General features: G+C 60.6%; 13 protein-coding genes. 7 read left to right on the top strand and 6 right to left on the bottom strand.

The features are described 5' to 3' along the window. Positions 1–51: 51 nt before the first annotated feature. From FHT78_RS16910 to truA, 4 genes are all read left to right on the top strand, one after another. Positions 52–1,551: a globin-coupled sensor protein gene (locus FHT78_RS16910; protein WP_183746241.1), complete on the top strand. Its 1,500-nt coding sequence runs from the start codon at positions 52–54 to the stop codon at positions 1,549–1,551. A gap of 97 nt (positions 1,552–1,648) precedes the next feature. After that, a complete protein-coding gene (def, locus tag FHT78_RS16915; RefSeq protein ID WP_183746244.1) occupies positions 1,649–2,164 on the top strand; it encodes a peptide deformylase in 516 nt (171 codons plus the stop codon). Between the two features lie 98 nt (positions 2,165–2,262). Then, entirely contained in the window at positions 2,263–3,198 is a 936-nt protein-coding gene (fmt, locus tag FHT78_RS16920) for a methionyl-tRNA formyltransferase (RefSeq protein ID WP_183746245.1), read from the top strand. Then, positions 3,198–4,004: a tRNA pseudouridine(38-40) synthase TruA gene (gene truA / locus FHT78_RS16925; RefSeq protein ID WP_183746248.1), complete on the top strand. Its 807-nt coding sequence runs from the start codon at positions 3,198–3,200 to the stop codon at positions 4,002–4,004. The genes fmt and truA overlap by 1 nt, the downstream gene beginning before the upstream one ends. Before the next feature lie 36 nt (positions 4,005–4,040). On the opposite strand, the gene FHT78_RS16930 is transcribed toward truA, so the two are convergent. From FHT78_RS16930 to dapD, 3 genes are all read right to left on the bottom strand, one after another. After that, positions 4,041–4,637 carry a hypothetical protein gene (locus FHT78_RS16930; protein WP_183746250.1) on the bottom strand — a complete coding sequence of 199 codons (597 nt, stop codon included), beginning with the start codon at positions 4,635–4,637 and terminating at the stop codon, positions 4,041–4,043. After that, a complete protein-coding gene (gene dapE / locus FHT78_RS16935; protein WP_183746253.1) occupies positions 4,624–5,817 on the bottom strand; it encodes a succinyl-diaminopimelate desuccinylase in 1,194 nt (397 codons plus the stop codon). The genes FHT78_RS16930 and dapE overlap by 14 nt, the downstream gene beginning before the upstream one ends. Positions 5,818–5,920: 103 nt before the next feature. Further along, the gene (gene dapD, locus FHT78_RS16940) at positions 5,921–6,778 is read right to left on the bottom strand and encodes a 2,3,4,5-tetrahydropyridine-2,6-dicarboxylate N-succinyltransferase (protein ID WP_183746256.1); all 858 of its coding nucleotides are present in this window, start codon (positions 6,776–6,778) and stop codon (positions 5,921–5,923) included. A 195-nt stretch (positions 6,779–6,973) separates the two neighbouring features. Here dapD and FHT78_RS16945 point away from each other — a divergent pair, with 195 nt between their 5' ends. Further along, entirely contained in the window at positions 6,974–7,840 is an 867-nt protein-coding gene (locus FHT78_RS16945) for an LOG family protein (RefSeq protein WP_183746259.1), read from the top strand. Positions 7,841–7,942: 102 nt separating this feature from the next. Here FHT78_RS16945 and FHT78_RS16950 read toward each other — a convergent pair whose 3' ends face one another. Both FHT78_RS16950 and FHT78_RS16955 read right to left on the bottom strand, forming a co-directional pair. Next, on the bottom strand, positions 7,943–8,566 hold the full coding sequence (locus FHT78_RS16950; RefSeq protein ID WP_183746260.1) for a calcium-binding protein: 624 nt from the start codon (positions 8,564–8,566) through the stop codon (positions 7,943–7,945). A 102-nt stretch (positions 8,567–8,668) separates the two neighbouring features. After that, positions 8,669–9,376: a pyrimidine 5'-nucleotidase gene (locus FHT78_RS16955; RefSeq protein WP_183746262.1), complete on the bottom strand. Its 708-nt coding sequence runs from the start codon at positions 9,374–9,376 to the stop codon at positions 8,669–8,671. A 103-nt stretch (positions 9,377–9,479) separates the two neighbouring features. Here FHT78_RS16955 and FHT78_RS16960 point away from each other — a divergent pair, with 103 nt between their 5' ends. Beyond that, entirely contained in the window at positions 9,480–10,550 is a 1,071-nt protein-coding gene (locus FHT78_RS16960; protein ID WP_183746264.1) for a trifunctional transcriptional activator/DNA repair protein Ada/methylated-DNA--[protein]-cysteine S-methyltransferase, read from the top strand. After that, positions 10,547–11,317, top strand: coding sequence for an isocitrate lyase/phosphoenolpyruvate mutase family protein (locus FHT78_RS16965; RefSeq protein ID WP_183746266.1), 771 nt, complete (start codon positions 10,547–10,549; stop codon positions 11,315–11,317). Before FHT78_RS16960 ends, FHT78_RS16965 begins: the two co-directional genes overlap by 4 nt. On the opposite strand, the gene FHT78_RS16970 is transcribed toward FHT78_RS16965, so the two are convergent. Further along, entirely contained in the window at positions 11,302–12,219 is a 918-nt protein-coding gene (locus FHT78_RS16970; RefSeq protein ID WP_183746268.1) for a LysR family transcriptional regulator, read from the bottom strand. The genes FHT78_RS16965 and FHT78_RS16970 overlap by 16 nt on opposite strands. Positions 12,220–12,233: the final 14 nt, after the last annotated feature.

Consider the following 12,233-nt stretch of genomic DNA (forward strand, 5'->3'; position numbering starts at 1 on the left):
CAAATCTGACGCTGCAATTTCCCTCCGCATCCGCGCCAGATAGAGATCCCCATGACTTCCCAGCAGACCAATAATGCCCTCAGGCAGCGCCTTGACTTCATTGAGCTTGACGATGAGGCACGCAAGAACCTGCGGGAGCTGCGGCCGGCGATCTCGGAACTTCTCGGCGACGCGCTCGACAAGTTCTACGGCAAACTTGCAAAGACGCCGGCGGTAGCAGGCTTCTTCTCCAATAAGGCCCATATGGGCCACGCCAAAAAGCGCCAGCAGGAGCATTGGGGCAATCTTTCGGGCGGCAATTTCGACGAGAGTTACGTGAATGGTGTTGCGGCCGTCGGTCGCACCCATGCCCGCATTGGTCTGGAGCCGCGCTGGTATATCGGCGGTTATGCGCTTGTCATGTCGGAACTCGTCCGTGGCCTGATGGAAAAGCAGTGGCCATCGCTCTTTGCCCGCCAGCAGGGAAAGGCGCTCGCCGAAAAGCTGACCGCCGTCATCAAGGCGGCAATGCTCGATATGGACTATTCCATCTCGGTTTACCTGGAAGCGCTTGATGAAAAGCGCCGCGCGCTGGAAGAAGAGCGCGCCCGGGCCGAAGCCGATCAGGCGCTGGCGCTGGAACATCTGCGCCGCGGCCTCGAAGCATTGTCGCGCGGTGACCTGGAAGCAACGCTACCCTCCGATCTGCCCGGCGATTTCCGCGGAATGGCAGAGGACTACAACAGGGCGGTCGGCGCGCTGCGTGATTCCTTTGCGTCGGTCCGCACGACGTCCGGCCACATTCTTGAAGGCGCCGATGTGATGTCCAAGGCCACCGACGATCTCGCCTTGCGCACCGCGCAGCAGGCAGCTGGCGTCGAAGAAAGCTCGGCGGCGCTGCAGCAGCTCTCCGTCAGCGTCAGCCAGACCGCTGCCAATGCCGAGAAGGCGTCAAGCGCCGTGCGGGAAACGCAGGAGAAGGCCAAGAATTCCGGCGAACTCGTCACCAGCGCCGTTTCGGCCATGGCGGGTATCGAGAAGTCCTCTACCGAAATCGCCAAGATCATCGGCGTCATCGACGAGATCGCTTTCCAGACCAACCTGCTGGCACTGAATGCCGGCGTCGAAGCTGCGCGCGCCGGCGATGCCGGTAAGGGCTTTGCGGTCGTCGCGCAGGAAGTACGTCAGCTTGCCCAGCGCACCGCCGATGCCGCCAAGGAAATCAAGAATCTGATCTCCCAAAGCTCGACGCAGGTGAACGAGGGCGTCAACATCGTCAGCAGCACGGGTGAAGCGCTGAGCGATATGATCAGCCGCATCGACATCATCAACAGCTTCGTCGCCGATATCGCCGCAGCCGCCCGCGATCAGGCGACGGGAGTGAACGAGGTCAGCGTCGCAATCCGCAATATGGACACCATCACTCAGCAGAACTCCGGCATGGTGGAGCGTACGTCCGCCGAAACCCGAAGGCTGAAGGATGAGGTCGAAAACCTCATAGAGCTTCTGCAGCGTTTCCGCGCACGCGCTGAAAGCCGGCAGGCAGCCGGTGCCGCCCGCCGCGCGGCCTGAACAATCGAGGCAGAAACCCGGGCGGGCGTTGCAAAAAACCGCAATCCTTGCCCGGCGGATAATTCCCTAGTGTGAAAAGATGGGTTATGGGAACGCCATGACCATCAAGCCACTCATCATTCTTCCCGATCCCGTTCTCCGTCAGGTTTCCAAGCCGATCGAGCGAGTCGACACCGATCTCCAGCGCCTTTCCGACGACATGCTGGAGACAATGTATGATGCGCCGGGCATCGGCCTTGCCGCAATCCAGATTGGCGTTCCGCGCCGCATGCTCGTTATCGATCTTTCGAAGGAAGGCGAAGAAAAGCAGCCGCTCGTCTTCATCAATCCGGAGATCGTCAGCTCCTCGGATGACCGTTCTGTCTATGAGGAAGGTTGTCTTTCTATTCCCGACTACTATGCAGAAGTGGAGCGGCCGGCGAAGGTGACGGTTAAATATCTGGACCGCGAAGGCAAGGAAGAAAGCGTCGAGGCCGACGGACTTCTGGCGACCTGTCTCCAGCACGAGATCGACCACCTGAACGGCGTGCTCTTCATCGATCATATTTCGCGGCTGAAGCGCGAAATGGTGATCAAGAAGTTCACCAAGGCTGCCAAATCCAAGGTGCTCTGAACGGGCTGGCCGCCGCGCATACGAAAGATTTCGAGCGGGCTTGCTTATGAGCTCGAAAACCCGTTTGAAGACGGTTGATCCTCAATTGGCGAGATAGAATGTCTCTTCGTATCGTTTTCATGGGAACGCCTGACTTCTCCGTCCCGACGCTGCGCCTGCTCGTCGACGCCGGCCACCGGATCGTTGCCGTCTATACGCAGCCGCCTCGGCCGGGTGGACGGCGCGGGCTCGATCTTCAGAAATCGCCGGTACACCAGGCCGCCGAGCTGCTCGGCCTGCCGGTCTTTACGCCGGTCAATTTCAAGGACCCTGAAGAGCGTGAGCGCTTTCGCGCGCTCGGTGCCGATGTCGGCGTCGTCGTCGCCTATGGACTGCTGTTGCCCGAGGCGATCCTGACCGGCACGCGCTACGGCTGCTATAACGGACATGCCTCGCTGCTACCGCGCTGGCGCGGCGCTGCCCCCATCCAGCGGGCGATTATGGCCGGTGACGAAAAGACCGGCATGATGGTCATGAAGATGGACAAGGGCCTCGATACCGGCGACGTGGCGCTGACGCGCGAAGTCGAGATCGGCCCCAACATGACGGCCGGCGAACTGCATGACAGGCTGATGCAAACGGGCGCAAAGGCGATGGCTGAGGCCATGGTCAAGCTGGAGATGGACGATCTTCCGCTGACCCCGCAGGCGGCCGAAGGCGTGCTCTATGCCGCCAAGATCGACAAGGCGGAAACGCGTATCGATTTCAGCCGCGATGCCAGGGATGTTCACAATCATATCCGTGGCCTCGCACCTTTCCCGGGCGCTTGGTTCGAGCTTGAGAGCAATGGCAAGGCGGAGCGCGTCAAGGTGCTTGGCTCCGAGCATGCAACGGGTGCGGGCATAGCCGGCACGCTCCTGACCGATGACCTCGTGGTTGCCTGCGGCACCGCCGCCGTTCGACTTACGAAGCTTCAGAAAGCCGGCGGCAAACCGCTCGCCGCTGCCGACTTCCTGCGTGGCACGCCGCTTGCTGCGGGCACGAGGCTCGCCTGATGCCGAGATACCGCATGATCGTCGAATATGACGGCGGGCCCTACGTCGGGTGGCAGCGGCAGGATAACGGACCTTCGGTGCAGGGCGCGATCGAAAGGGCGATCTTCTCGGCAAGCGGCGACACCGCGTCCGTCCGCGGCGCGGGACGCACCGATTCCGGCGTCCATGCCATGGGGCAGGTTATCCATGCCGATCTTTCAAAGGACTGGTCTCCCTTCAAGCTGCAGAACGCGCTGAATGCCCATCTGAAACTCGCGGGTGAGAAAGTGGCGATCCTTGATGTGGAAATGGCGAGCGAATTCTTTGACGCCCGCTTCTCTGCGCTCCGCCGGCATTATCTCTACCGCATCATCAGCCGCCGCGCGCCGCTGGCGCTAGAGGCGGGCAAGGCATGGTGGGTGCCGAAGACGCTCGATCATGAAGTCATGCATGCCGCAGCCCAGACGCTCGTCGGCAGGCACGATTTCTCGACTTTCCGTTCGGCTCACTGTCAGGCAAACAGCCCCGTGCGCACACTCGACCGGCTCGATGTGACCCGTAATGGCGAACTGATCGAGATCCGCGCTACTGCCCAGAGCTTCCTGCACAATCAGATCCGCTCCTTCGCGGGAACTCTGAAGCTTGCAGGCGAGGGCAAGTGGACACCTGAGGATGTGCGTGCGGCGTTGGACGCGCATGACCGCAAGGCCTGCGGTCCCGTGGCGCCGCCGGACGGGCTCTATTTCATGCAGGTGGATTATCCCGAGGTGATCGCCGATCGCCGCAAACAAGCGGATGAAAACGATGATGGTGAGGATCTGTCCTAATCCAGCCTGCGGCACGCCAAGCAACAACCGAGCTGATCACGCCGGAGAAATGCCGAGGAAGTTGAATAAATAGTCCGACACCATCATCGGCGGCACCATCAGCGCCAGAGTCAGGGCGCTGACCATAAGGAGGTGCCCGTGGCAGATCATCCGCAGAACGCGCGCCAGCACGAAAATTTGCGCCAGCACAAAAACGAGCAGCAGCAATCGTACGATGTCGATAGAACCCGGCAGGAAGAAGACAAGCGACAGCAACAACCCGTTGATGTAGGCGAGCGGCACATTGAGCCAGTTGACGCCGACGACGACAGGCGCGAAACGCTCGCCCATGCGCAAGGCAAGCAGGACAAGTCCGGCAAAGATCAGCGGAACGATCCAGTTGCTAAGCTCGACGAGCCCCAACCGGAAATAGAAGGGATAGCCGACATCAGCTTCCGGTGGCATCGATCTGAGATAGCCGTTGCGCAACGTAAGCCAGGAAATACCCGTCGGCGGCAGGCACCAGAGGATCGCCCAGAAGGAGCGGTTGACGCCGCGATCCGATAGATCCAGGAACCGGAAACCGCGCGGGTCGAGCTTGATCAGCAGCCAGATGCCGGCGAGATAATATTGAACCTCTCTAAACCCCGGCATTCTCAAACCAACGTTCGATGAAGGTCTCGTAGATCGCCGTCAGTGTCTCCAGATCGGCAACCGCGACCCGTTCGTCGACCATGTGCATGGTCTGGCCGACAAGGCCGAATTCCACGACCGGGCAATAATCCTTGATGAACCGCGCATCCGACGTGCCGCCCGTGGTCGACAGCGCCGGCGATGCGCCGGTGACGCTTTCGACCGCCGAGGACAGCGAGGCGATCAGCGCATTGTTGCGGGTCAGAAAAACATGGCTCGGGCGGTCGGCCCAGATGATCTCGTATTTCACTGGCGTGCGGCCCGGCCGCAACACCCCTTCCGCCGCTGCCGCATCGAGGCGCCGGATGATTTCAGCCCGCAGCGTATCTGCCGTCCAGATGTCGTTGAAGCGGATGTTGAAGCTCGCAGAAGCCTTTGCCGGAATGACGTTCGTCGCCGGATTGCCGACATCGACAGTCGTCACTTCGAGATTGGACGGTTGGAAATTGTCCGTTCCGCCGTCAAAGGGCGGCTCCATCAGCGCCTGGGTGAGTTGCAGGATGCCGCGCACCGGATTGTCGGCAAGATGCGGATAGGCCGCATGCCCCTGCACACCATGCACGACGATCTTGCCGGACAGCGAACCGCGCCTGCCGATCTTGATCATGTCGCCGAGCTTGTTCGGATTGGTCGGCTCGCCGACGACGCAGGCATCCCATGTCTCTCCGCGCTCCGTCGCCCACCGCAACAGCTTGATCGTCCCGTTGATCGACGGGCCTTCCTCATCACCGGTGATCAAGAAGGAGATCGAGCCCTTCGGTGCGCCATGCTTTTCGACATGCCTGGCAACGGCAGCGGCAAAACAGGCAATGCCGCCCTTCATGTCGACTGCGCCGCGGCCGAAAAGCTCGCCATTGGCGATGTCAGCTGCAAAGGGCGGGTGAGTCCAGGCGTCGGCGTCACCGACAGGCACGACATCGGTATGGCCTGCAAACATCAGATGCGGCCCCTCGGTGCCGAGACGGGCATAGAGGTTTTCGACATCGGGCGTGCCGGTTTCTTTCGCAATCATTCGATCGACCTTGAATCCGAGCGGCGAAAGCATGGCTTCCAACGCGGAAAGCGCGCCGCCTTCTGCCGGCGTCACGGATGGGCAGCGGATCAACGTCTGAAGATTGGCAACAGGATTCGTGACGGTCATAGCGGTCGAATTATCCGGTGGGAATGGCAAAGACGTGGCAAGGCGCGATACCCCCTTGCCGAAAAAGACGCCGATTGTTTACCGAATCAACGCTGAGCTGTCATCAATCTCGGAGCAGTTCGTTGATGCCCGTCTTGGAACGGGTCTGCTCGTCGACGCGCTTGACGATCACGGCGCAATAGAGGTTCGGCGCCTGCTGGCCGTTTGCCATCGTCTTGTCGGATGGCAGCGAACCCGCAACGACGACCGAATAGGGCGGTACTTCGCCATAGCTGATCTCGCCGGTGGCGCGGTCGACGATCTTGGTCGACTTGCCGATGAAGACGCCCATGCCGAGCACCGAGCCTTCACGCACGATGCAGCCTTCGACGACTTCCGAACGCGCGCCGATGAAGCAATTGTCCTCGATGATCGTCGGGCCGGCCTGCATCGGCTCCAGAACGCCGCCGATGCCGACGCCGCCGGAGAGGTGCACATGCTTGCCGATTTGCGCACAGGAACCGACGGTTGCCCAGGTGTCGACCATCGTGCCATCGCCGACATAGGCCCCGAGATTGACGAAGGACGGCATCAGAATGGCATTCGGAGCAATATAGGCTGAGCGGCGCACGACAGCGCTCGGCACGGCACGGAAGCCGGCAGCGCGGAATTGGTTCTCGCCCCAGCCTTCGAACTTCGAAGGCACCTTATCCCACCAGGTTGCCTGACCGGGACCGCCTTTGACGACTTCCATGTCGTTGAGGCGGAAAGACAGCAGCACGGCCTTCTTAAGCCACTGATTGACCTTCCAGGCGCCATCGGCGCCGCGTTCGGCCACACGTGCCTTGCCTTCATCGAGCAGGTTCAGAGCCGCCTCGACCGCATCGCGCACTTCACCCTTCGTCGACGTGTTCACATTATCGCGATTGTCGAAGGCAGTTTCGACGGTCTTTTCGAGGGATGCGAGGTCGATGGCGCTCATGGGAATTCCTTAAACTTCGATCATTATCGTGGAGACAGCGGAGTCTCCGGAATTGCGGTTGGCGGGTTGTCACCCGATCTACAGCATGCACCCGTAAAATGGAATGATTTTTCGGACAAGATCATATCTGGATTCAAGGCGTTATAGCGACATATCCGGTCACTTGTGACCGGTGATACTGAAAGGCATTTCGAAATGGCAAAGGCAAGAAACGGCGGCGGACGGCGCAGGGACGGGGTCTGGGATCCGTTAAAGAGCAGTTCGAGCGACAGGCAGCGCGCGGAAGCGGTTCCGAAGACGCCTCAGACGCTCTCGCCGGCCTATCGCCTTGCCTATGTGGACGAGGATTTCCTCTGCCGCGAGGAGTTGCGCCCGATCCGCCTGCAGCTCGAACTCCTGAAGGTCGAGATGATGATGGCCGAGCGCGGCATCGCGTCGACCGTCGTCATGTTCGGCGGCGCCCGTATTCCGGCGCCAGGCCAGAGCGCTTGGGCCGCCCGCAACGAGACGCAACGTGCAAACCTCGAAGCCGCATCGGTCTATTACGATGAAGCGCGCAAATTCGCCCGCCTCTGCTCGCGTTATGCGGCCGGCTTCGACTTCCACGAATATGTCGTCGTCACCGGCGGCGGACCTGGCGTCATGGAAGCAGGAAACCGCGGTGCGGCGGATGAGGGAGCTCCTTCGATCGGTCTCAACATCGTGCTGCCGCATGAGCAGGCGCCCAATGCCTATGTAACGCCCGAGCTCAGCTTCAATTTCCACTATTTCGCAATCCGCAAGATGCATTTCATGGTGCGCGCCAAGGCCGTCGCCGTCTTCCCCGGCGGCTTCGGCACGCTCGACGAATTCTTCGAATGCCTGACGCTGATCCAGACCGGCCGCATGGAACGCATCCCGCTGCTGCTCTTCGGTTCGAAGTTCTGGCACAGCATCGTCAATTTCGATGCACTGGCCGAATTCGGCACGATCGCGCCCGAAGACGTCAACCTGATCAGCTTCGTCGATACCGCAGACGAGGCCTGGAAGATCGTACAGGACTTCTACGAACACCGCGAATAGCAACTCCAACGCGGCAGCAAAAACCCTCTCCCCGCAAGCGGGAAGAGGGTTCCGGGTGAGAGGCACCCCTCGCGATATCTTGGAAAGAACAGTCGTCCCCTCTTAAAGGAAGGGCCGGTCCGGCATGTCGTCGATCGAGATCACGCCGTCCTTGTTGCTGTCCATACGATCGAAGAATTTGCTGAAAGCGTTCTCCGCCTCCTGCTTGCTGATCTGGCCGTTCTGATCGGTATCGATGCGGTGCATCATCAGCGAGGCGCCCATGATGCGGGCGCGCGTCCCGTGACGACCGTCGCGGTCGGGGCGGCGATGATCATTGTTGTCGGCCATGTCAGGCGCGGCATTGTCATTCGCGTCGTCCTGTTTGGCCGAGGCGGTTTCACGGCGGGCCCTGAACTGTGCCTCGCGGTATTCGCGGATTTCGCCGGGGGTCAAAGAGCCGTCATGGTTGGTATCAATAGCGGCGAAGATCTTTTCCATGCCGTCGGTCGCTTCCTGCTTGGAAACCTGTCCGTCCTTGTTGGCGTCGAACTGCTTCAGCATACGCACAAAAGCGATTTCGCGGAAGGCTGCGCCACGCGGACCGCCCATCATGCCATGCCCCATTTTTCCGTGGTGGCCCGGACGATCGGGCCGGTCGCTAGGTGCTGCGAAGCTCGCCCCGGCGGCTGCGCCGAGAAGAAGAACAGAGGAAAGCGCCGTCAGGATAAGCTTGTTGCGGTACATATCAGTGTGTCCTTTCGTAGGATGTCCCTTGCTACGAAAGGTAGGACCGAACCGCGCTGCGGCCCAGTTAAACATCTGTAAGACAGATGAAACTTTGGTAAGTTAGCCGGTAATCTTCTTCAGGAAATCAGCAAGATCGTCGGTGACGAAATCGATGTGATCGTCCTCGCCGCTCGTTTTCTCCCACCATTCCACGACCGTCTCTTCCAGATTGCGCGGGACGAGCAGAACCGTCTGCATGCCGAGAGCCTTCGGCACGGTGAGATTACGCGGCAGGTCCTCGAACATCGCAGCCTTGCCTGTCTCGACCTGCTTCAGCGCCGTGAACTTGTCATAGGTCGCCTGCGCCGGCTTCGGCAGGTAATCGGCCGCAACAATATCGAAAATGTCGTCGAAATGGTCGAGAATGCCGAGTGCGCCTGCCGTCGCCTGTGCATGCCGGACGCTGCCGTTGGTGAAGATGAACTTGCGCCCAGGAAGGGCCTTGATGGCTTCCGCGAGTTCCGGCTGCGGGGTCAGCGCCGAATAGTCGATCGCATGCGCCTTTTCGAGGAAGTCGTTGGGATCCACCCCATGATGGATCATCAGCCCCTGCAGCGTCGTGCCGTGATCGAGATAATATTGCTTCTGCAGCTTGCGGGCCTCGCCATGCTCCATCTGCAGGAGCGTCGAGACATAGGCCGTCATGTTCTTGTCGATCTGCGCGAAGAGATTGACGTGATGCGGGTAGAGCGTGTTGTCGAGGTCGAAGACCCACTCGATCACATGCTCGAAATCGTTTTTGGTAGGCGTGCGGTCGATCTTTGTCATAGCAGCCTTTATGGCATGGTCGCGGCGTCGAGAAAATCACCAAGAGAAAATAGACGCCCGATTTTCGGCGGACGGCTGATGCGCGAGGTGCTAGAAAGCGGACATGTTTTTCGAACGCCCCAACGACGACACGCTCTATGATGCCCTGATCGCGCGCAGTGCGGATTATGAGGGCCAGGCCTATGTATGCGTAAAGACGACGGGCATCTTCTGCCGTCTGACCTGTCCGGCGCGTAAACCGAAGCGTGAAAACACCATCTTCTTCGATACGATCGCCGCTTGCATGCATTCCGGTTTCCGACCGTGCCAGCGCTGCAAGCCGCTGGAGCAGCCCGGTCGCGAACCAATCGTCGACATGTTGCTGGCGCGGCTCGACAGCGAACCGGAAGTCCGTTGGACCGAAGATGAACTTGTGCGCCGGGGATATGATCCATCGACCGTCCGCCGCGCTTTCAAACGAGCGCTCGGCATGACCTTCCACGATATCGTCCGCTATCGCCGGCTTGGCGAGGCCGCGCGGCAGATCGCCGATGGTGCGCGTGTCATCGATGCGCAGCTCGACGCGGGATATGAATCGCCAAGCGGTTTCCGGGCGGCCTTCCAGCGGCTGGTCGGCAAAGCGCCGGCGCTCTCTCAGAACCGCGAACTGCTCTTTGCCGATTGGTTCGATACGCCGCTCGGGCCGATGGTGGCAGTCGCCGACAAGGCGCATCTGCATCTCCTCGAATTTCACGACCGCAAGGCTTTGCCGACCGAACTCGAAGCCCTGCAGAAGCGTGTCCGTTCCTCGGTCGCGATCGGCCGCACGCCGGTTATCGACCAGATCGAGGCGGAAATCAGGGACTATTTCGAAGGGCGGCTAACCACCTTCAAGACGCCGCTGGCGCTTGGCGGCACGCCTTTCGAAAAACATGTCTGGGCAAAGCTCGTTGACATTCCGATTGGCCAGACGCGCGCCTATGGCGATCTCGCAAGAGAGATGGAAAGGCCGGAGGTGGTGCGTGCCGTCGGCCGCGCCAACGGCGCCAATCAGCTCGCGATCATCGTGCCCTGCCATCGCATCCTCGGCGCGGACGGGTCGCTGACGGGTTACGGGGGCGGGCTTTGGCGCAAGCAATGGCTGCTTCGGCACGAGGAAAAGATGAGTGCACAGAAGATGGAGAGGACAGCATGAACCAGATTGAGAAAGCCGAGCTTTTCGGCAAGCTGCATCGCAAGGGCACACCTGTCATTCTGTACAATATCTGGGATGCCGGAACGGCCAGGGCTGTGACGGAGGCCGGAGCAAAGGCCCTTGCGACCGGAAGTTGGTCCGTCGCGGCCGCCCATGGTTATGGCGATGGCCAAAAGCTGCCGATGGACGTGCTGATCGAGACCGCCCGCTCGATCACCACAGTCAACGACTTGCCGCTTTCGGTGGATTTCGAAGGCGGCTATTCGACGGAACCGTCCGGTGCCGCGGCCAATGTCGCAAAGCTGATCGATGCAGGCGCTGTCGGGATCAATTTCGAGGATCAAAAGGTAGGCGAAGCTGGCCTCCATCCCATCGAAGCGCAGGCAGCACGCATCCGCGCCATCAGGGAAATGGCCGAGGGAAAGGGCATCAACTTCTTCATCAATGCCCGCACTGACCTCTTCCTGCAGGAAGGCGACGGCTCCAAGCATGCAGGGCTGGTCGATGCAGCGATCGAGCGCGGCAGGGCCTATGCGGCGGCAGGCGCCAGCGGCTTCTTCGTCCCCGGCCTCATCGAGCCGGCTTTGATCGAGAAGGTCTGCGCGGCATCCACGCTGCCGGTCAACATCATGATGAAGACTGGTGCGCCGGATCCGGCGGCTCTTGCAAGGCTCGGCGTCTCGCGCATCAGCTATGGTCCCGGACCCTATCGGGTCATGATGGAAAAGCTGAAGGAAGCCGCGGCCGCGATCTATTCGGCGGTCTGATTGTTGTTGGCCAAGCTTTTCTGCGTGGCGATGGCCTGAGCTGTGAAATTTCGAATGATGGAAGAGCGCTCGTCGCGTCGGGTGGCGAGCGCCAGCCGTGCCGCAGGTGCTTCGCCCGCAATTGCAATGTAGCGAACGCCGGGGACATTGATCTTCGCCATTTCCGTCGGCACGATCGAGACGCCGAGACCAACTGCGACAAAGCTCGCGATCGAGGTGATCTGCGGCGCCGACTGGGCCAGCTGCGGTTCAAATCCCGCTCGCCGGCATGCGGCGATTATGTCGTCGAAGAAGCCGGCACCTGCCTCGCGTGGAAAAAGGACGAAGCTCTCGCCGGCCAGCGCGTCGAGGCGCAATGTCTGCGCCTCCGACAGCGGATGTCTTTCCGGCAGCACGATGATCATCGGATCTTCGGCCCGCAGCCGACATCGAACCTGAAGCCCATCGCCGCTGCCCGGACGGATAAAGACTGCGTCGAGTTCGTCCCTTTCGAGCCTCTCCAGCAGTTGCGCAGTGGGCGCTTCCTCAAGGCTGAATTCGACGGCCGCATATTTCTCGCGGAAGGCATTCACGATGGCTGGTACGACCGGATTGAAGACTGCTGAGCTGGTGTAGCCGACCCGGATCCGCCCGCTCTGGCCGCGCGCCGCGCGGATAGCGGATTGTTTGGCCTGTTCCGCCTGAAGCAAAATCGCCCGGGCCTCCGGCAGAAAAGCCTTGCCTGCCTCCGTCAGTTCCGCACCGTTCGACAGGCGGCGGAAAAGGGCCGCACCAATCTCGTTTTCAAGATCACGTATCTGATTGCTGAGCGGCGGCTGGCCGATGCCAACTTTCCGTGCGGCGCGCGTGAAATTGAGCTCTTCTGCGACGGCCATGAAATAACGAAGATGACGAAGCTCCATGTGATACTTTTAAG

The sequence above is a fragment of the Rhizobium sp. BK196 genome, assembly GCF_014193255.1.
Lineage (GTDB): Bacteria > Pseudomonadota > Alphaproteobacteria > Rhizobiales > Rhizobiaceae > Rhizobium.

Excerpts from the sequence above, each read along its gene's own strand:
- FHT78_RS16910 (WP_183746241.1), top strand. The coding sequence starts at position 52 with ATGACTTCCCAGCAGACCAATAATGCCCTCAGGCAGCGCCTTGACTTC.
- def (WP_183746244.1), top strand. The coding sequence starts at position 1,649 with ATGACCATCAAGCCACTCATCATTCTTCCCGATCCCGTTCTCCGTCAG.
- fmt (WP_183746245.1), top strand. The coding sequence starts at position 2,263 with ATGTCTCTTCGTATCGTTTTCATGGGAACGCCTGACTTCTCCGTCCCG.
- truA (WP_183746248.1), top strand. The coding sequence starts at position 3,198 with ATGCCGAGATACCGCATGATCGTCGAATATGACGGCGGGCCCTACGTC.
- FHT78_RS16930 (WP_183746250.1), bottom strand. The coding sequence starts at position 4,637 with ATGCCGGGGTTTAGAGAGGTTCAATATTATCTCGCCGGCATCTGGCTG.
- dapE (WP_183746253.1), bottom strand. The coding sequence starts at position 5,817 with ATGACCGTCACGAATCCTGTTGCCAATCTTCAGACGTTGATCCGCTGC.
- dapD (WP_183746256.1), bottom strand. The coding sequence starts at position 6,778 with ATGAGCGCCATCGACCTCGCATCCCTCGAAAAGACCGTCGAAACTGCC.
- FHT78_RS16945 (WP_183746259.1), top strand. The coding sequence starts at position 6,974 with ATGGCAAAGGCAAGAAACGGCGGCGGACGGCGCAGGGACGGGGTCTGG.
- FHT78_RS16950 (WP_183746260.1), bottom strand. The coding sequence starts at position 8,566 with ATGTACCGCAACAAGCTTATCCTGACGGCGCTTTCCTCTGTTCTTCTT.
- FHT78_RS16955 (WP_183746262.1), bottom strand. The coding sequence starts at position 9,376 with ATGACAAAGATCGACCGCACGCCTACCAAAAACGATTTCGAGCATGTG.
- FHT78_RS16960 (WP_183746264.1), top strand. The coding sequence starts at position 9,480 with ATGTTTTTCGAACGCCCCAACGACGACACGCTCTATGATGCCCTGATC.
- FHT78_RS16965 (WP_183746266.1), top strand. The coding sequence starts at position 10,547 with ATGAACCAGATTGAGAAAGCCGAGCTTTTCGGCAAGCTGCATCGCAAG.
- FHT78_RS16970 (WP_183746268.1), bottom strand. The coding sequence starts at position 12,219 with ATGGAGCTTCGTCATCTTCGTTATTTCATGGCCGTCGCAGAAGAGCTC.